This is a genomic window from Planomicrobium sp. MB-3u-38 (genome assembly GCF_002836425.1).
In the GTDB taxonomy this organism is placed as follows: Bacteria; Bacillota; Bacilli; order Bacillales_A; family Planococcaceae; genus Planococcus; species Planococcus okeanokoites.
This window is the reverse complement of sequence record NZ_PJBO01000070.1, coordinates 1-18590: the sequence shown is the minus strand read 5'-3', so window position 1 is coordinate 18590 and position 18590 is coordinate 1. Positions and strand designations below refer to the sequence as shown.

Annotated in this window: 20 protein-coding genes; 17 read left to right on the top strand and 3 right to left on the bottom strand. The window is 44.4% G+C overall.

Going from position 1 to position 18590, the window contains the following annotated elements; translation table 11 throughout:
* Positions 1-205 precede the first annotated feature (205 nt).
* From CXF70_RS14185 to resA (CXF70_RS14115), 16 genes are all read left to right on the top strand, one after another.
* A complete protein-coding gene (locus tag CXF70_RS14185; RefSeq protein ID WP_101803231.1) occupies positions 206-2605 on the top strand; it encodes a heavy metal translocating P-type ATPase in 2400 nt (799 codons plus the stop codon).
* A 43-nt stretch (positions 2606-2648) separates the two neighbouring features.
* On the top strand, positions 2649-2855 hold the full coding sequence (gene copZ / locus CXF70_RS14180; protein ID WP_101803230.1) for a copper chaperone CopZ: 207 nt from the start codon (positions 2649-2651) through the stop codon (positions 2853-2855).
* Positions 2856-3072: 217 nt separating this feature from the next.
* On the top strand, positions 3073-4365 hold the full coding sequence (locus tag CXF70_RS14175) for an APC family permease (protein WP_101803229.1): 1293 nt from the start codon (positions 3073-3075) through the stop codon (positions 4363-4365).
* 327 nt (positions 4366-4692) lie between these two features.
* Positions 4693-5427, top strand: coding sequence for an urease accessory protein UreH domain-containing protein (locus tag CXF70_RS14170; protein ID WP_101803228.1), 735 nt, complete (start codon positions 4693-4695; stop codon positions 5425-5427).
* Between the two features lie 91 nt (positions 5428-5518).
* Positions 5519-6331 (top strand): prolipoprotein diacylglyceryl transferase, encoded by an 813-nt coding sequence (lgt, locus tag CXF70_RS14165; protein WP_101803227.1) that lies wholly within the window; start codon positions 5519-5521, stop codon positions 6329-6331.
* 6 nt (positions 6332-6337) lie between these two features.
* Positions 6338-6493: a hypothetical protein gene (locus tag CXF70_RS18255; protein WP_158241204.1), complete on the top strand. Its 156-nt coding sequence runs from the start codon at positions 6338-6340 to the stop codon at positions 6491-6493.
* Positions 6490-7896, top strand: coding sequence for a sensor histidine kinase (locus CXF70_RS14160; protein ID WP_101803226.1), 1407 nt, complete (start codon positions 6490-6492; stop codon positions 7894-7896). Before CXF70_RS18255 ends, CXF70_RS14160 begins: the two co-directional genes overlap by 4 nt.
* The gene (locus CXF70_RS14155) at positions 7893-8090 is read left to right on the top strand and encodes a hypothetical protein (RefSeq protein ID WP_101803225.1); all 198 of its coding nucleotides are present in this window, start codon (positions 7893-7895) and stop codon (positions 8088-8090) included. The genes CXF70_RS14160 and CXF70_RS14155 overlap by 4 nt, the downstream gene beginning before the upstream one ends.
* A gap of 4 nt (positions 8091-8094) precedes the next feature.
* Complete coding sequence (locus tag CXF70_RS14150) at positions 8095-9135, top strand: F510_1955 family glycosylhydrolase (RefSeq protein ID WP_101803224.1); 1041 nt, start codon at positions 8095-8097, stop codon at positions 9133-9135.
* 136 nt (positions 9136-9271) lie between these two features.
* Positions 9272-9838, top strand: a complete 567-nt coding sequence (resA, locus tag CXF70_RS14145) for a thiol-disulfide oxidoreductase ResA (RefSeq protein ID WP_101803223.1) — start codon at positions 9272-9274, stop codon at positions 9836-9838.
* Positions 9839-9865: 27 nt separating this feature from the next.
* Positions 9866-11767: a copper resistance protein CopC gene (locus CXF70_RS14140; protein WP_101803222.1), complete on the top strand. Its 1902-nt coding sequence runs from the start codon at positions 9866-9868 to the stop codon at positions 11765-11767.
* A gap of 57 nt (positions 11768-11824) precedes the next feature.
* On the top strand, positions 11825-12535 hold the full coding sequence (locus CXF70_RS14135) for a cytochrome c biogenesis CcdA family protein (protein WP_101803221.1): 711 nt from the start codon (positions 11825-11827) through the stop codon (positions 12533-12535).
* A 126-nt stretch (positions 12536-12661) separates the two neighbouring features.
* On the top strand, positions 12662-13354 hold the full coding sequence (locus CXF70_RS14130) for a response regulator transcription factor (protein WP_101803220.1): 693 nt from the start codon (positions 12662-12664) through the stop codon (positions 13352-13354).
* A 66-nt stretch (positions 13355-13420) separates the two neighbouring features.
* Positions 13421-13663 (top strand): SHOCT domain-containing protein, encoded by a 243-nt coding sequence (locus CXF70_RS14125; protein ID WP_145990739.1) that lies wholly within the window; start codon positions 13421-13423, stop codon positions 13661-13663.
* 78 nt (positions 13664-13741) lie between these two features.
* Positions 13742-14005 (top strand): hypothetical protein, encoded by a 264-nt coding sequence (locus tag CXF70_RS14120; protein WP_101803218.1) that lies wholly within the window; start codon positions 13742-13744, stop codon positions 14003-14005.
* A gap of 70 nt (positions 14006-14075) precedes the next feature.
* Positions 14076-14618, top strand: coding sequence for a thiol-disulfide oxidoreductase ResA (gene resA, locus CXF70_RS14115; protein WP_101803217.1), 543 nt, complete (start codon positions 14076-14078; stop codon positions 14616-14618).
* 353 nt (positions 14619-14971) lie between these two features.
* On the opposite strand, the gene CXF70_RS14105 is transcribed toward resA (CXF70_RS14115), so the two are convergent.
* The 3 genes from CXF70_RS14105 to CXF70_RS14095 are packed head-to-tail and all read right to left on the bottom strand — an operon-like array spanning position 14972 to position 17843.
* Positions 14972-17176 carry a heavy metal translocating P-type ATPase gene (locus tag CXF70_RS14105; RefSeq protein ID WP_101803215.1) on the bottom strand — a complete coding sequence of 735 codons (2205 nt, stop codon included), beginning with the start codon at positions 17174-17176 and terminating at the stop codon, positions 14972-14974.
* Positions 17176-17397 (bottom strand): heavy-metal-associated domain-containing protein, encoded by a 222-nt coding sequence (locus CXF70_RS14100; RefSeq protein ID WP_101803214.1) that lies wholly within the window; start codon positions 17395-17397, stop codon positions 17176-17178. Before CXF70_RS14100 ends, CXF70_RS14105 begins: the two co-directional genes overlap by 1 nt.
* A gap of 35 nt (positions 17398-17432) precedes the next feature.
* Positions 17433-17843: a MerR family transcriptional regulator gene (locus CXF70_RS14095; RefSeq protein ID WP_101803213.1), complete on the bottom strand. Its 411-nt coding sequence runs from the start codon at positions 17841-17843 to the stop codon at positions 17433-17435.
* Positions 17844-18335: 492 nt separating this feature from the next.
* On the opposite strand from CXF70_RS14095, the gene CXF70_RS14090 reads away from it, so the two are divergent.
* On the top strand, positions 18336-18590 hold a 255-nt coding region (locus tag CXF70_RS14090; protein ID WP_304528593.1), incomplete at its 3' end, for a glyceraldehyde 3-phosphate dehydrogenase NAD-binding domain-containing protein.

The following is an 18590-nucleotide window of genomic DNA, read 5'->3' as shown; positions in this document are numbered from 1 at the left end:
CTTTTTATTCGATCTAGCCACTTAACTGGTGGCAGGAACAATAGAATTCCTGTCGATAAACAAGGGCGATTTTTGGTTAATGCTATTTCAAAGAATAGACCACCAGACAAAAATTCATTGAAAGGTGAATCTATTGTAGAAGAAAACATAGATATCTACAATTGAAGTATAGAATACAGGAACGTGTTAAAAGGAGGTTTTTAAAATGGCAGAATCTAAAATAGATAATCAGCGACGAATCACGCTTGGTATAACTGGGATGACTTGTGCGGCCTGTTCTAACCGTGTGGAAAAAAGTCTTTCCAGAGTAAATGGCGTTAAGAGTGCAGCCGTCAATCCCGCTAATGAAAAGGCCACAATAGTATTTGATGAATCCAAAACCAGTGTCCACGAACTGATCAGCCGGGTCGAAAAAACCGGCTACGGCGTCACTGAAGAGCGTATCGAACTCTCGCTCAGTGGGATGACGTGTGCTGCCTGCGCCACTCGAATTGAAAAAGTTCTTAGCAAAACGGATGGCGTCATTCAAGCGAATGTCAATCTGGCCAGCGAAAAAGCGACCGTTAAGTACATCAATGGAAAAACGGATGTGGATACGCTCATCGGCAGAGTGAAGAAAACCGGATATGATGCAAAGCCAGCAGTGAAGGAAAATGCAGAAGCGGAAAAGGCCGTTAAGGAACAGCAGTATAAAAAGCAGCGAAACGCCTTTATTATTGGAGCGGTCATTTCGATTCCATTCCTTGTTGCCATGATTGGCGAATTCACTGGAAATCATGCGCTGATGATGCCGGGCTGGCTTCAGTTCCTTTTGGCTACTATCGTGCAGTTCACGATCGGTTGGCGTTTTATTCGAGGGGCATATAACTCCTTACGAGGCGGAAGTGCCAACATGGATGTTTTGGTGGCTTTAGGGACATTGGCAGCTTATTTATATAGCACGGTTTTACTGCTGATTGGCGCAGAAGGAGGATTCTATTTTGAAGCTTCCGTCATCATCATTACGTTGATCATTCTCGGAAAAGTGCTGGAAGCCCGGGCAAAAGGGCAAACATCAGAAGCCTTGAAAAAACTTATGGGGCTGCAAGCGAAAACAGCTCATGTAATCCGGAATGGCGAGACAGTGGATATTCCGGTAGAAGATGTTCAGACTGGTGACCTTTTGCTGATTAAATCAGGGGAAAAAATACCGGTGGACGGAGAAATCGTCGAAGGCCAGACTTCCGTGGATGAATCCATGCTGACCGGTGAGAGTCTGCCTGTTGATAAAGAGCAGGGCGATATGCTGATTGGGGCGACTATCAACAAGCATGGATCCGTCAAAATGAAAGCAACAAAAGTAGGCAAGGATACGGCACTGTCCCAAATCATCCGGATGGTGGAAGAAGCCCAAGGTTCGAAAGCGCCAATCCAGGATCTGGCTGATAAGATTTCCGGCATTTTCGTGCCAATTGTTATCGTTATCGCCGCACTGACGTTTTTAATTACCTTCTATTTTGCCGGTTTCTCAGCGGCTCTAGTCAGTGCAGTTGCAGTACTGGTAATCGCTTGCCCTTGTGCGTTGGGGCTCGCTACTCCGACGGCAATTATGGTGGGTACTGGAAAAGGAGCCGAAAATGGCGTTCTGATTAAGGGCGCAGAGTATTTGCAGTTAATTCGAAATGTGGATGCCATCGTACTCGATAAAACCGGAACTATAACAAAAGGGGAACCAGAAGTGACAGATGTGATGGCATTTGGAACAGACAAAGATGAACTGCTCCGGTTGGTTGCCAGTGCAGAAGCCGGCTCTGAACACCCACTTGGCCAGTCCATCATCCAGAAAGCAAAAGAAAAGAAAATTCAGCTTAATGATGCGACGAATTTTGAGGCGGTACCAGGGCATGGCATTTATGCAAGCATTGACGGCAAAAGGTTGGCAGTGGGCAACAAGAAACTGATGGAACGTGAAAATATACTTCTTGAATCCTACAAAACTGAGATTGAAGCGTTGGAGGAAAAAGGAAAAACGGTTATGATGGCGTCACAAGAAGGAAGTCTTCTCGGGTATGTCGCAGTGGCGGATACGGTGAAGAAAACATCACGGCAGGCAATCCGTGAATTGAAAGCGATGGGTATTGAAGTGATTATGATGACTGGTGACAATGAGCGGACCGCCCAAGCCATCGCTGCAGAAGTCAGTGTCGATCGGATACTGGCAGAAGTGCTGCCTGAAGGCAAAGCGGAACAAGTGGAGAAGTTAAAACAGGAAGGCAAGAAAGTAGCGATGGTAGGTGATGGTATCAATGACGCTCCAGCACTTGCGACGGCTGACGTGGGCATTGCCATTGGAACTGGAACAGATGTCGCGATCGAAGCAGCGGATATTACGCTCATGAGCGGTGACTTGCTTGCTATTGTTGAGACCATCCAGCTGTCACAGGCGACCATGCGAAAGATTAAACAGAATCTCGCCTGGGCGTTTGGGTATAACATCCTTTTGATTCCTGTTGCAGCCTTTGGATTGTTAAATCCGATTTTGGCGGGTGCCGCCATGGCGTTCAGTTCGGTATCCGTTGTCACAAACACGTTATTTTTGAAGCGGTGGAAGCCCCGTCATACGTAAATGAAAGGACTTCGCACCTGTTTTGAAGGGAGGTGAATGCGAAGTGGAGCAGACAACGCTAAAGATTGAAGGTATGACCTGTGACCATTGTAAAAAAGCAGTGGATGGGGCATTGAGGAACCTGCAGGGTGTCCAGGAGGTTGAAGTAGACGTGGCAAAAGGGATTGCAGACGTAACTTACAACAATTCGGAAGTTACAGCCGACAGTATGAAAGAAGCAGTCGAGGAACAGGGGTATGACGTCAAGTGAAGAAGAAGGGCTATCTTTTCAGGTCGGTAATTGTTGCTGGCTTGTGGGATAGCCTTTTCTTTTTAATCATTTAATGTAGAAGTTTATTAATTTATTTATCAGCTTTACACTTTCTATATAATCGTTCGTTACAATGACCAAAATGTAGCGAATAATCAAATTAAAAGAGGGAATACAGACGCATGGGGGCGCTTCAAGTAGAACGGAGGAACCAGGAATGTCAAACTACAAAAAGAACAGTATATCCTTGACTGGAGCTGTAGGTTTGGGCACCGGTGTCATGATTAGTGCCGGTATTTTTGCTTTACTCGGACAAGTGGCGGAACTTGCAGGAACATGGTTTCCGTTTATTTTTATTGCCGGAGGGATTGTCACTGCATTCAGTGCCTATTCCTATATCAAAATGAGCAATGAATATCCTTCGGCAGGCGGTATTGGCATGTTCTTGGTCAAAGCTTACGGAAAAGGAACGATTACAGCTTCCGCTGCACTTTTGATGGCGGTTTCGATGGTGATTAACCAAAGTTTGGTAGCGAGAACGTTCGGAACGTATACACTACAGTTGTTCGATGTCAGCCAGACGAGTTATCTCGTTCCATTGTTAGGGGTAGGGCTACTGACTTTTGCTTTTTTAGTGAACATTTCTGGAAACAGTTTTATCCAGTCATTCACCTCTATCGCATCGCTATTGAAAATTGTTGGTTTGTCTATTTTTGCAATTGGCGGCTTATGGGTTGCAGGATTTTCTTTTGCTCCTGCAGAAGGCGGCGGAAATTCGATGAATCCGAGCATGGCCAGTTATATTGCAGCCGTCGCATTGACGGTCTTGGCTTTTAAAGGATTTACTACCATTACTAATAGCGGATCCGAAATAACCAAACCGAAGAAAAATGTCGGCAGAGCCATTATGATTTCTATTTCAATCAGTTTACTTGTGTATCTGCTGATAGCATGGGCAGTTTCAAGCAATTTACCGTTAAATCAAATTATTGAAGCAAAGGACTATGCACTTGCAGAAGCTGCAAGGCCTGCTTTTGGAGATTACGGACTTTGGTTTACCGTAGCAATTGCAATTATTGCAACGATTTCAGGAATCATCGCCAGTGTATTTGCTGTATCAAGGATGCTGGCCATGTTGACGGACATGAGACTCATTCCTCACAAGCATTTCGGAATGCCCGGCAGCATTCAAAAGCATACGTTAGTCTATACGATTGTATTGGCTATGGTTCTCACTATCTTTTTTGACCTGAGCCGAATCGCCTCGATGGGCGCAATTCTGTACCTGTTTATGGACATGATTATCCATTGGGGTGTATTCAAGCATTTGCGGGGGAAAGTAGGGGCGAACCCTTTCGTCGTCTTGACCGCATTCACCTTGGATGGCATTGTACTTGCGGCATTTGTTTGGGTAAAAGTGAACTCTGACTTATTCGTTGTCGCCGTATCGGTTGTGTTTATCATCGTAATTTTTGCAGGGGAACGTTTCTTTTTAAAACGTCCAGCCTAAAGTTTTTGCGAAAGATATGTGAAGATCAGTTATGGCATCGCCATTTAACTTCCGTTCTCATCTGCTAAAATAGAATTGACTTCAAGCAAAAGATTTATTCTTTATAAACCACAAAAGACCTTTTATCAGTACATATAACTGACAAAAGGTCTTTTGTATTGATGTTTTACCTTTTTTAAAATATTTTCCATACATGCCTTAGCTTCAATGGGGTAGCCTGTATCAGAAACTCGCCTGAAGTTAGAAGTAAGGTTTTAACTTCATACTTTCTACAAACTTTTCCCTTAATATGAAGAAGTCAAAATGCGATTAAGTTGGTGAGTTCCGTTGTATGAATTTATTAGTCAGATGAGCAATACCATGATGCAGCCTTTTATCACTCTTTCAAATAGTTTTATGAGTACCCCTCTTCTTTTTGCTTTTTTGCTCGGGATCGTAGGAGCCATGGCTCCTTGTCAGTTCACGGGAAACATTGGTGCCATTACCCTGTATGGGAATAAGTCGCTTCAAAAAGAAACAGCCTGGGCTGAAGTTATCTTTTTTGCATTAGGAAAGATTACTGTGTTTACCGGACTGGGACTGCTGGTATGGATGCTAGGGAATGAATTTGAGTCCCGACTCACAATGTACTTCCCCTGGTTCAGAAAAGTGGTGGGGCCATTATTTATCGTTGTTGGTATTTTTATGCTGGGGATTTTTAAGGTGAAAGGGACTTTGACATTCCTGGAAGTGCCAAAGAAGTTTTTTAAAAAGGGTAAAATGGGATCCTTTTTACTCGGTGTCAGCTTTTCGTTAGGGTTTTGTCCGACGATGTTTGTACTGTTCTTTGTGACATTAATGCCTGTTGTTCTTTCCACTTCCTACGGGGTGGTGTTGCCTAGCTTGTTCGCCATCGGGACTTCCGTGCCGTTGTTCATTGCCATTTTTCTGATTTGGTATTTCGGAGCTGGTGGAGCTGTGATGAAAAAGGGCAGAAAACTCGGATGGTACATGCAAAAAGGTTCCGGAGTAATTTTAATTATGTTAGGTGTACTGGACACTATAACTTACTGGAGTATTTGAATATTATAGTTTTTTAAAAATCTCAAGAGTAAAAGTAAACCGGATAGAAGAAGCAAGAGTTTTGAATTAATGGAATAGAAAGGGGTAGTATATGCATCAGATTTTAGCGTCAATAGACCCCATTGCGTTTTCATTGGGACCAATCGATGTTCGCTGGTACGGTGTCATTATAGCAACAGGGATTATCATTGCTTTTTTGGTCGGGCAGCGGGAGATGGTCAAAAGAGGGTTTCATTCCGATTTTTTGACGGATCTGTTGATTTGGGCAGTGCCGCTTGCAATCGTTGGAGCGCGGATTTATTATGTGGCATTCGAGTGGGAGCAGTACCAAGACAACCCGGCAGGCATCATAGCCATTTGGAATGGCGGAATCGCCATTCACGGGGCATTGATCGCTTCTGTCATCGTCGCTTATGTCTTTACCAAAAAACGGAACACGTCATTTCTCAAAGTGGCGGATATTTTGGCGCCGAGCATTTTAATCGGTCAGGCAATTGGCCGCTGGGGTAATTTTATCAATCAGGAGGCGCATGGCGGAGAAGTGTCACGTGCGTTTCTGGAGAGTTTGTTTATTCCCGAGTGGATTATTAACCAGATGTACATAGACGGCGCTTATTATCACCCGACGTTTTTGTATGAATCGCTGTGGAGCTTGGCGGGCATTGTTATTTTGTTGCTGCTTCGAAAAGTCAATTTAGTTCGCGGGGAGCTGTTCTTTTTCTATATTATTTGGTATTCCTTTGGTCGATTTTTCATTGAAGCCATGCGGACAGACAGCCTGTATGTAGTCGGCGAACTCCGGGCAGCGCAGCTGGTTTCCGTGATGGCGATTATACTAGCGCTCGGATTACTTATTTATAGACGTGTCGTACTTAAAAAACCAGCACATTATGAGGACAAGTAGAAAGAAGTGAGAAAGACAGTGAAAGTAACTGGGATATTGTTTAGTGTTCTACTAGTGTTGTTTTTGAATCCGGCAGAAAGCGGCTTGGCGCATAATGGCGTTGATGAAGCAACCGAAGCAGAGAAGGTTCGCATATTTCAGCGTTTGGATGAAGAACAATGAAATGGAACAGTATTGTAGTTAAATTAAGTTCGAGCATATTACTGCTCGTGTTGGTAATTTTATTGCCGCTTGGTTTTGTAGTGAATCAAATTTTCTCCGGCTTTTATTTCAGCAAGATCCAAGAAGAAGTAGAAGAGGCATCGGACCGCTATGCAAATTCAATCGACTCACTGGATGAACAGCAATTTGAATTGTTCGAGTTGCTTGCCTCAGTAACAGAACAAGAAATAATTATTGTTGATGAACAAGGAATAGTCGTTGCGAATTCAGGTATTCCAAGTGTGCCGGTAGGAGAAGGTATTCGTGCTGAAGACCTTGCTGTGATGACGAAGAATGCTGATATTCGTCGTGAATATTATGATGACATTAACAACAGTCGTTATCTTCAAGTGGGAAAGCCTATTTACTCTGAGGATGAGCAGCTTATCGGTGGGATTTTCGTTTTAGCTTCTGTTGAAGACTTATATCAGTCGCTGGAGTTAGTTAAAAGAGCGATAATCCTAGCGGGAATAGGGGCCGTTTTCTTGGCGGTCGGTTTTACCTTCATTTTATCGCGCAAATTATCCAGTCCTCTTCTAGAAATGGAGAAAGCGACTCGGAAAATAGCTACAGGCGATTTGAATACAAGAGTCTCGCGCAGTTCAATGGATGAAATCGGTACGCTGGCCGCAGCTATAAATGATCTGGCGATCGAACTTCATCGGTATCGTTCCAATCGACGGGAATTTTTAGCCAATATATCGCATGAGTTGCAAACGCCAATTACGTATTTGGAAGGTTATACAAGCGCATTAAGGAATCACCTTTATGAAACTGAAGAAGAAAAAGAACAGTATCTGCAGATCATCCAACTGGAAGCTGGAAGGATGTCGAATCTAGTCTCGGATTTATTTGAGCTATCAAAAATGGAAGATGGAAAGATAGCGTTGGTCTTCGAAGAAGTGGATTTGGTGGAAGTGATAGAAAATACGCTTCTCAAGACGAAAATGAACGCACAAGCGAAAGGGCTTCAATTGGAGTTTAACCAACCATATGACTTTCCAAGTATAAATGCTGATGGATTAAGAATGGAACAAATCATCAGCAATTTACTTGAAAATGCCATCCGCTATACAGAAAGTGGTTTCATAAAAGTGAAACTATCCAGTGACTCCACTAAGGTGAGAGTAATTGTTGAAGACACGGGTATTGGCATTCCCCAAGAAGATATTCCATTTTTGTTTGAACGTTTTTATCGGGTAGAAAAATCAAGATCGAGGGAGTTCGGCGGAACAGGACTTGGATTGGCGATTGTCAAACAGCTTGTCGAACTGCAAGGAGGAGCCATTACAGTGGAAAGCCAGATTGGAAAGGGCACATGTTTTGAACTTGCTTTCCCAATCATAAGGAGGGAATCTCCATGAGAAGGATTGAGGTTTTTTTAGCCGTTTTGTTAGTTGTTATTGGAATACTCTGCTTAACGATGTCTGGAACATTGATGCTGGAAACCGGATTGACGGTTTTCTTAACAACATTTGTCCAAGTATGTTTATGGATGGGCATTCCGCTGATCCTGACAGGAATAATTTATTGGCGGTATACAAAAAAGAGGAGGTAACAAAATGAAGAAGTTGACATTCGCGCTTCTGATAGCGCTATCGGCGGGAAGTATCGCCGCGTGCTCGGGGGAAGAAAAAGCTATGGATAATGCAGCCATTGAAGAAGTGGCTGAAGACCAGTCAGAGAATGAGGAAACAAACGAAGAAGAAACTGGTGAAGAAGGCGAAGCAGGGACGACAACTGCCGAAGAAAACACACCGGAAGTAAGCGATATTGAAATGATGCACGTACACGGGCTTGGGTTCTCAGGAGCCGGATTATATGTCCCTTCCCATGATGGATTGAAAGTGTTCGAAAATGGCGTCTGGAGTGAAGCGGCAGCTGAGCCGCATGATTACATGGGCTTTGTCATGGTTGATGATGGATTTTACAGCAGTGGTCATCCAGGACCAGGCTCCTCATTGAAAAATCCATTTGGTGTGGTTAAAACAACTGATATGGGGCAAAACTTGGAAATGTTGGATTTGTATCAGGAAGTGGATTTTCATGGAATGGCGGTCGGCTATAATTCACATGCCATATATGTGATCAATCCACAGGCGAATTCAAGAATGGATGACATAGGTTTATATTATTCCACAGACGATGCAGAAACTTGGACGAAAAGTGAGATGACGGACTTGCAGGGCCCGATATTTTCAATAGCCGCACACCCAACAAACGACGCAATTGTCGCTCTGGGCACAAGCGAAGGAGTCTTTCTGTCAAACGATTTTGGAGAGACCTTTGAATCAGTATCAGACTCTCCCACTATAGCAGTCACTTTCTCTCCAGCAGGTGACTTGGTTGCAGGAAGTGTTTCTGGGGAAGTGACTTTAACAATATTCGATAGCGAAACAAATGAGCCGCAACTCATTTCAATCCCTGAATTGAATGAAGAAAACACAATCGGCTATATCGCGGTCAATCCGCAGGACGAAAACCAAATTACATTTACAACGGTTGAAAAAGATATGTACATGACCAAAGATTCTGGCGGGAACTGGAGCCAGATAGCTGAAAAAGGGACAGGCATTAACTTAGAAGCAGGTACAAAACAGTAGTTTTTCTTAGCTACTGTGAAGTTAGTAAATTTCAAGGTTGATCAAAAGCTGCAGGAAATGGTAACCGCAATCAGGTTGCCATTTTTTTCTGGAATTGTTCCAGTGTATTAACTTCAAACCTTAGGAGTGTCAGGATTTGGGCGATAAAAAACGATCGATTTTAAAAACAAGTCTCTTAGTCGGGGTTGCCGCCGTTATAATCTACGTGCTTTTCACCAATCTTTCAGACATCAAAAAGAGTGGAGAAGCCCTTTCCGTCGGAGACGAAGCTCCCGACTTTCAACTTATTAATCTTGATGGAGAAACTGTAAAGTTAAGCGATTATAGGGGACAGGGAGTATTTTTAAATTTTTGGGCAACTTATTGTCCCCCGTGCAAAAAGGAAATGCCATTCATGCAAAATCAGTATGAACGGTTCAAAGAAAAAGGCGTAACAATTTTGGCGGTAGATGTGGCAGAGCCCCAACCAGTAGTCGAAGATTTTGCAGTGAAATACGGATTGACTTTTCCTGTCTTGCTTGATCTGAACCAAGAAACGATGAATTTATATGATGTGGCGGCAATTCCTGTCAGTTTTCTGATAGACGAAAATGGAACAGTGGTGGACCGGATCTCTGCCGGTTTAACGGAATCCCAAATAGCTGACTATATGAAACAGATAATGCCGGAATCTGAAAATGATAAAACGTCTAATACTCAGTAAGTTCAAAGAGGTAAGGAGGTGTTTGTTGTGTGGTTTGTCCATAAATTTATTATTTTATTTGTCACTTTTCTCTTGATGCACGTTGCTTCTCCGGCAATCCAGGTTCTTGCTCATTCTACTATGGAAGAAACCAGTCCATCGGAAGGGGAAAGGCTAACTGAAAGTCCGTCAACGCTCGATTTTTGGTTTCAGGACCCTGTTGTTCTGCACGCTGAATCTATTCAGTTAAAGAGTCAATCTGGGACTAGAATTGAATTAGAGGATACACGAGTCGATCCTGATGATAAGACGCATATTATCAGTAATTTGAATGATGAATTACCGCCGGGCAATTATGCGGCCAAGATAAGTGTCATTGCTTTGGATGGCGATGTATTGGAAGAGAACCTAAATTTCCAAGTAATTGAAAAAGAAAAGACACAGCAACAGACGGATTTTGAAATTATTCAAAATTATCCCGAAGACGGAGAAATTACAGATGGTTCTCCCCGGCAAATGGATCTTTGGTTCAACCAGCCCGCTGACATAACCGCTATTGGGGTTTTTGATGATAGGCAACAATCCATCAGTATCAAAGAACCTGTTAGGGACCCTGAAGATCCGAATCATGTAATTATTGAGTTCAACGAAGAGCTGCCGAAAGGGTCCTATCAAGTCACCTGGTATGCCCGGCCCGAAGCATCGGAAGATTTAAGCCTGCCAGATACCATAGATGTATTTTATTTTGCTGTCGATGAATTTACTGCGATCCAGCAGCCGAACGAAGGGGAGCCAGTCGGATCTGCCTGGTTCGCCAATATGGGATTAAAGCAAACGGGATACTGGTTGTTTTTCATCGGCATTATGACTTTATTTGGCTTAGCGTTTTTTCATAAGGTCATACATAAAGAACCCGCTTCGCTGAAACGGAATTCACTTTCTTTTTTCCTGCTGTTTTTTGTATTCACTGGCGTGGTTCTCGTTTTTCTGGCTCAAAAAAGCGAATTGGAAAGCCTGTCATTCACTCAGTTTCTTTCGCTGAAGTTTGTCTGGATTCCATTAGTACAGATTGGTTTACTGGTGCTGGGTGTCTTCTTAACAAAAGCTAGACTGTTGTTCTTTGCAGTTGCGCTGTTGCTGATTCCATTTATTACCGGTCATGCGGCATATCCTCGATATGGCGGCTACTTTTCAATATTTATGAATGCACTGCATTTACTGGCGGCTTCCATTTGGATAGGTGGTTTACTGGCAATGCTAACCTTTCCCAAGAAAGAAGAGATGAAGAAATTTTTACGGAGCACGCTGCCGGCTTTTTCGAATTGGGCATTCATCAGTTTAGCGGTCATTATTGTAACCGGGTTATATATGACAATGAAATATGTCCCTTCTTATACATTTGAGAGCTTCTGGAAAAGTGAGTGGGGGAAAGCAATCGTTTTGAAAATGGTGCTAACCTTGGCTGTTTTGCTGATTGGATTATTCCAAAGGAGATTAATCAAACAAGTAACAGAAAAAGCTTTGTGTAAAGTGGTTAACCGTGTACGGGTCGAGATAATCTATGCGGCGTTGCTTTTGCTGTTTGCGTCTGTGTTGGTGGTTTCAACCCCGGGATCAGCTGAACAAGGCGTCTATCCTTCAACAGTAGAAAAAGAAGACATCGAGTTGGATGTCAATTTCTCCCCTTTGAAGTTAGGGTTAAATGTTTTAACGATGGAGTTTGAGGGCGAAAAAGTTGAAGACGTGCAAGTAACGTTATCCATGCCGCCAAATTACCAGGTGAACTACAAAGCATTCAAAGTTGAAGAAGGTGTGTTTAAACTCACCGGCAATCTGCTTCATGGAGCTGGAACAATGGATATGACTGTGAAGGCAGAAACGTCGCAAGGTGAAGAAGTGGAATTTGCTTTTCGAGTCGTTATACCGGGAGAAATGAGGTTTAATGAATAGCGGTTTTAAATGAACACAAAAAAATTCGGAAAACTAACTGAGAAAGGTGGGACGAGAATGGGTGATGTAAATTTACTATTAGCTTTTGCGGCTGGGGTGTTATCTTTTGTATCCCCCTGCTGCCTGCCTCTGTATCCTGCGTTTTTGTCATATATAACTGGAATGTCTGTTGATGAATTACAGAACGGCAAAGGGATACTGAGAAAACGGGCATTGCTGCATACCACGTTCTTTCTGCTTGGGTTCTCCCTTATCTTTATTGCTCTTGGTTTCTCAACTTCATTATTCGGAAACTTGTTCAGTTATTATGGTGATCTGATTCGACAGATGGGAGCCATCTTAATCGTCTTGCTGGGGCTGGTCATACTGGGAGTTTTCAAACCCCAATTCCTGATGCAGGAAAAAAGAATGACGTTTAAAGACCGGCCAAGCGGCTACTTTGGCTCAAGTGTTATTGGTATTGCCTTTGCCGCAGGGTGGACTCCGTGTACCGGTCCGATATTGGCAGGTGTTATTGCGTTGGGAGTTTCAAATCCGAACCAGGCGTTGGTCTATATGATTGCCTATATCCTCGGTTTCTCAATTCCTTTTTTCTTTATGTCTTTTTTTATCGGAAGGATGAAGTGGGTAAAGACATATAGCGGACTCATTGTGAAGATGGGCGGAGTTACGATGATTACCATGGGGATATTCCTCTATTTTGACTGGATGACAAAGATGATTTCATTCCTCTCTAACAATTTCTTTAATGGCTTCACCGGGTTATGAGTAATTGAGCCACATAGTTTTGGCTCCCTTCATTGAAATGAAAAGAATCGGCATCGAAAAACTTCACAGTAACTACAAATATTAAAGATAAAGTTAGAATAAGCAGTCAAAAAGTGAGGGCTTAAAATGAAAAACAAAATTTTAATAGTCGATGATGAATTTAATATGAGAAATCTTGTGAAGATTTATTTGTCCAAAGAGCACTTCGAGGTGGATGAGGCCAGAGGGGGCCATGAAGCCATACAGATGGCCAGGCAAAACTCTTACGACTTACTGATATTGGATATTATGCTGCCGGATATTGATGGATGGGAGGTTTGTTCAGCTGTGCGTCAGACAAAGCAAATGCCGATTCTGATGTTAACCGCCCGGAACGATGTGCAGGACCGGGTCCGCGGCTTAAATCTTGGAGCCGATGATTATCTGGTTAAACCGTTCGCCCCAGAAGAACTGGTTGCCCGTATCAATGCGCTGCTTCGCCGTGAAAAGGTTAAAACAGAAGGGGCTCAAGGCGTTCTGTTAACTTTTGAGGATTTGCTTATCGATAGCGAAAGCAGGGAAGTAAAGGTGAAGGACGCTTCCGTCGAGTTGACACCGAAAGAGTTCGACATTCTTTATATGGCCGCAAGCCAGCCCAAAAGAGTTTTCACCCGGGACATTTTATTGGATACCATTTGGGAGCCGGAAGATTTTCGCGACCTGCGAACAATTGATACCCATGTAAAAAATGTACGGGAAAAGCTTCGGAAAGGCGGATTGTCTTATAACCCCATCAAAACAGTGTGGGGTGTCGGGTATAAATTTAACACGCAGGATTAAACTGAAAGAGAAATTTTTGGAAAAGTAGATCGAGAATACATTTCATAATGAAGGGAGGTCATAAAATTGATGTCGATGATGGGTGGAGGTATGATTCTCGGTATGGTTTTTTGGGTTATTGTTGTGGGTTTAATCATCTATGGAATCGTTTTATTTACCATGAAGCAGGCCGCAAAAAAAGAAAATTCTTCAGCAGTTGAAAAGCGGGAAGATTCTTCAATGGAAATTCTCCGGGAAAGATTTGCGCACGGAGAAATAGATGAACAGGGATTTGAAGAAAGAAAAGCGTTTTTACAAAATAAACAGTAATACTTTAGTGTCTTCACAAATTCAACAAATTTAGTGTCTATACTCTGATTGTCCAGTAATAACAAAGGAGAGGAAGAAATGAAACTTAAAAAAACGCCTTTTATTTTGTCATTTGCTTTGTCCACCCTGCTAGTAGTAGGGACAACCGGATTTGCCAGTGGATTTGATAGCGATAGAACCAATAACATGATGAATGCCAATGAAAATGGAATGACGAACATGATGGAGAATGGCAATATGTCAAATATGATGAGTGCAATGAATTCAGCTGAAGCAAAGGAAATGATGAATACCTGTGCAAGTTTTATGAAAACTACCGTGAATGCAAAAGAAGCTGAATAAGATCACTCTCGAATAAGGTCTCTGAATGAGACCTTATTTTAATCCATGAAAATTAAGGAGCTTAGATAAGATGGCCACTAAAAAGAAGAACCGACTATTGATGAGGACAGCCATTTTGCTTGTTATGATAGGAGCTATTGCCTTTACCATTTATAATGGTGTAACGAAGGAAAAAAGTGAATTGCTGCAGGTTGGAGATACGGCACCCGATTTTGCGCTGACAGATTTGAACGGGGAACGGCATCAGCTGTCTGATTACAAAGGACAAGGGGTGTTCGTAAACTTTTGGGGAACTTGGTGCAAACCGTGCGAGAAAGAGTTTCCGCTGATGGAAAAGCAATATCAAGTATACAAGGACCAAGGTGTACAGATACTGGCCGTCAACATCGCCCAGTCAGATTATGAAGTGGAACAATATGCCAAACGAAAAAATCTAACATTCCCGATTGTCATCGACAAGGATAAAAGTGTGATGGAAGCTTACAACATTCGACCACTGCCGACGACGATCCTGGTCAATCCGGATGGAGAAATCGAGAAAATCATTACAGGTGAAATGTCCGAAGAGGACATTCGAAGTTACATGGAATTGATTAAGCCGGAAGAGTTTTAAAAGATTTCTTGATGAACACAAAGAGGTCTTTAGACGGTCTAACCTCACACAGCGTTAAAGAGATGAACTCTATGGATGCTTTATTTTGTTCGAAAATAAATTGTTTTTGCTATGGAGTAAAAACTCTACAGCTTATATTCAAAGTTTACATATCATGGGGTTATCGGAAGCTGCTTGAATACCAAGGAGTGAAGAGGCTGATCAAAGCACATCTTCTTTCTTCTTTGGTCTGTAAGAGTTTATTTTTACGAATGCTAGCTAAAATGAAAGGGAAGACCGGATGCTAGGCAGCACCCGGTCTTCTTTTTGCTTCGGTTTACTCCCGTTAATAGTGTGCCTAGGCGACAGCTACTTTAGCTAATCCTTTCTTCCTGAAACTCACCGGTTTTGACAATGGGGCTGAACAAGGTATGGATCAGTACCGTTGAGAGAGAGAGCGCCATCGCCAGCATGGCCCAAATAGGATGGAGAAGACCGGTGACTGCCGCCAAGATGCCGATGCCGTTAAACGCCAGAGCCAGAAACACATTCCGGATGGTCATCTTGTAGCTGGTAGCCGCCAGTTCCTGCGATTGAAGGATGGAAACGAGCTTCTCTCCTGGGATTACGACATCGGCCGCATCGATGGCGATATCTGTGCCCGTTCCAATGGCGATGCCCACATCCGATTGCATGAGAGACGGGGCATCGTTGATGCCATCCCCGACAAACGCCACTTTACGCCCCGATAGCTGCATTTCCCGGACGAAGGCGCGTTTGTCTTCCGGAAGCAACTGGGCCTGGACATCCGAAATGCCCAACTGTTCCGCCACGGACTCTGCCACCCGCTGATGGTCCCCGGTTGCCATGACCACACGGCTTCCGCGGCGGTGGAGACCCGCTACAATGCCAGACGCATCGCTCTTGATCCGGTCGGCCAACGCCAAGGCTCCGATCAATGTCCCGTTCAGCCCGACTAGCACCACGGTTTGCCCATTCTCTTGCCGCTGTTCCAGCCAAGGGACAACAAGCTCCATTTCGTTCATGCCCCGTTCCTTGAACAGGCGCTCGGTACCGATTAGAACCGGTTGCTTGTTCCATTCGACCTCGATTCCACGCCCGGCTAAAGCGGTAAATGATTCAACTCCTGGCAAGGGAACCTGTGCATCGGAAGCAGCGGCCACAATTGCCTTGGCCAGTGGATGCTCCGACAGCTTTTCCGCAGCAGCTGCGAGGGAAAGGACAGAGTCCCGGTTGCCGTCCTTCGCCCAAACGGAGGTCAACTGCGGTTTTCCTTCCGTCAACGTGCCGGTTTTATCCAGTACAACCGTATCCACCAAGCGGAAAATCTGAAACGCTTCCCCCGACCGCATCAAGATGCCGCGTTCCGCTGCTTCTACACTCGCCCGGATAATGGCAAGCGGCGTCGCCATCCCAATCGCGCAGGGATAGCCCATGACCAATACGCCAAGTACCGAAAACCCTGCCCGGACCCAATCGGGCTGCCCGGTAAGTAACCAGCTGCCCAAGGACCAGACCAAGCCGCTGATCGCTGCCAAGGTAAACACCGCTGGAACATAGACGTTCAGAATCCGGTCGACGAGCCGCAAAATGCCTGGTTTCATGACACGTGCCTCGGCCACTTGGCGGACCACTTTTTGCAGAAACGAATCTTCCCCGACACGGGTCACCTCGACGACCAGGCTCCCATTGACATTCAACGACCCGCCAATCACTTCGCTTCCCGTTTGGACATCTACGGGCAGAGGTTCTCCTGTCACGAGTTGCTGATCGACCGCCGATGCTCCTTGCACTACTTGCCCATCAATGGGAATGCGCTGGCCAGGTCGGACCCGGACGTGTTCGCCTACGCGCAGCGCCTCGACGCCCACTTCTTCTTCCAAACCATCTTCCTTCAATCGCGTGGCGGTTTCCGGGCGCAGATCCATCAGTTTGCGGACGGACTGTGAAGACCGGAGTTGGACCAGGATTGAAGCATACCCCCCGATGCAATGAAAGGCGAGAACAAACGTCGTCGCACCGAAAAAAGCACCGGCTGGAAAAACCGGATAGTATAGACCCATCAGCCCACCGGCGATTCCCGCCATAGCGGCAGAACCTGCCAGCACATCCTGATTGAGGATGCCGCGACGCAGTGACTGCCAAGCGTTACGCAAGACGAAAGATGCAGGACCTGCAGCGGTGAGGACCGCCAAAATTGCCTGTCCGTACGTCCGCCAGAGAGAAGGGCCCAGCCAAAGGGTGAATGCCATGAGGATGGAAGCCAGCACAATTAAAACTCCCGCCATCCAGGCAATGTGTTTCGCCTTTTTCAGTTCTTGCTCTTCTTCTGCAAACGTATCATGATCCGGTTCACGCGAGGTAAAACCCAAGTCATTCAACGTGCGCATCATCTTTTCCGGACGTACGCGCCCCGCATCGTATTCAATAAGGACCTCCTGATGCGCGATGCTCACCTGCGCATCGATTACGCCATCCAGCCGCGTCAATGCCCGGTGAATGGAGTTGGTGCAAAGTGAGCAGTGCATCCCACCGACTTTCATTTGAAGCTGGCTCATCACTGGTCGCCTCCCTGCACCTTGAAACCAAGCGACTTGATTTTCTGGCGAACGTGTTTTGCCGAAACTTCTTCGGTCGCTTGAAGCTCCACCTTTCCTTCGGAATGGTCTGCTTGGACATTGGAGACGCCCGGGATTTCATTCAGCACCTTTTGGATCCGATTCTCGCAGCCTTCGCAATGCATTCCTTTTACTGTGAATGTTTTCAGTTGGGTATTCATCCATATCTCCTCCTTCAATTGGTAAGCTATCGAATTTATCGGACTGGCAAGGCAGTCCCTTTAAGTGACTGGATGATCGGACAGTCGGCTTTCGTCCCCGTGGAACGAGGACATTTTCCAGCCAACTCTTCCAGCAGATTCTTCATGTTCTTCAGTTCTTCAATCCGTGCTTCCATTTCCCGTACTTTGTGCATCGTGAACTCATACATGTCTTCGGTCTGAAACTCTGGTTTTCGAGATGCGGATAACAGTTTCTTTATTTCTTCCAGACTAAAACCCAGGCTTTGCGTCCTCTTGATGAATTGGACGTCTTGGACAACTTCAGAAGGAAAATTCCGGTATCCCGAATCTGTACGTGGAGATTCCGGAATCAACCCAAACTTCTCGTAATAGCGAACGGTTTCAATATTGACGCCAGCGGCTTTGGCCACTTCCCCGATTTTCATACGCTTCCGCCTCCTTTACCTAGAGTATAAACCCTGGACCGTACTACAGGGTCAAGCAGTGGACGTTTAGTTGAATCGAAATCCCATTACGTCTGTCAAACCGGCTTTCTCTGGCTATTTTTACTAGAAATAATCCTTAAGCACGTAGAGGGACTATCCTTATTAACCACCGCTGTTTATTTGAACGGCTGCTTTTCACCTTGAAAGAGGGCATAGAAAAGGAAAGAAGAAAGGGAAGCTGATGTGCACACCGGAAGCAACAGATGAAGTCATGGATATCAACGGCATCCGGAGGGCAATTGCTGCCGTAGCAAAATAAGCAACTGACAACCTAACATTGGATATTAATTTATGGAATGAAGGGATTTTCTAAGTAGGAATAGAAAGATATGAAATGAAGGTTGTACAATACTGGTAATAGCTTAATAGAACCGGGCTGCCTGTTCATTCGAGCTAGAAGGTGTTTGAATCTAGATTAGAGGAGGAAAATAAATGACCACTAGATTAGCTATTAATGGGTTTGGACGTGTAGGAAGAACAACATTAAGAAGATTATTGGATACGAATTCGGAACTGGAGCTAGTTGCTGTGAATGATTTAGCTAATATTGAAAACTTAGCTTATTTATTAGAATTTGATACAACATATGGGCGATTAAAGCATGATGTTCAGGTACATGAAAATGTCTTGGTTGTTGGTGAGAAGGAAATTAAATTCTACCAAGAAGCTGATGCAAAAGATCTCCCG

Bases quoted from the DNA above. Each gene is read 5' to 3' on its own strand.
- resA (WP_101803217.1), top strand. From the start codon at position 14,076: ATGGCCACTAAAAAGAAGAACCGACTATTGATGAGGACAGCCATTTTG.
- lgt (WP_101803227.1), top strand. From the start codon at position 5,519: ATGCATCAGATTTTAGCGTCAATAGACCCCATTGCGTTTTCATTGGGA.
- CXF70_RS14175 (WP_101803229.1), top strand. From the start codon at position 3,073: ATGTCAAACTACAAAAAGAACAGTATATCCTTGACTGGAGCTGTAGGT.
- CXF70_RS14160 (WP_101803226.1), top strand. From the start codon at position 6,490: ATGAAATGGAACAGTATTGTAGTTAAATTAAGTTCGAGCATATTACTG.
- CXF70_RS14120 (WP_101803218.1), top strand. From the start codon at position 13,742: ATGAAACTTAAAAAAACGCCTTTTATTTTGTCATTTGCTTTGTCCACC.
- CXF70_RS14150 (WP_101803224.1), top strand. From the start codon at position 8,095: ATGAAGAAGTTGACATTCGCGCTTCTGATAGCGCTATCGGCGGGAAGT.
- CXF70_RS14155 (WP_101803225.1), top strand. From the start codon at position 7,893: ATGAGAAGGATTGAGGTTTTTTTAGCCGTTTTGTTAGTTGTTATTGGA.
- CXF70_RS14130 (WP_101803220.1), top strand. From the start codon at position 12,662: ATGAAAAACAAAATTTTAATAGTCGATGATGAATTTAATATGAGAAAT.
- CXF70_RS14095 (WP_101803213.1), bottom strand. From the start codon at position 17,843: ATGAAAATCGGGGAAGTGGCCAAAGCCGCTGGCGTCAATATTGAAACC.
- CXF70_RS14185 (WP_101803231.1), top strand. From the start codon at position 206: ATGGCAGAATCTAAAATAGATAATCAGCGACGAATCACGCTTGGTATA.
- CXF70_RS14105 (WP_101803215.1), bottom strand. From the start codon at position 17,176: ATGAGCCAGCTTCAAATGAAAGTCGGTGGGATGCACTGCTCACTTTGC.
- CXF70_RS14100 (WP_101803214.1), bottom strand. From the start codon at position 17,397: ATGAATACCCAACTGAAAACATTCACAGTAAAAGGAATGCATTGCGAA.
- CXF70_RS14135 (WP_101803221.1), top strand. From the start codon at position 11,825: ATGGGTGATGTAAATTTACTATTAGCTTTTGCGGCTGGGGTGTTATCT.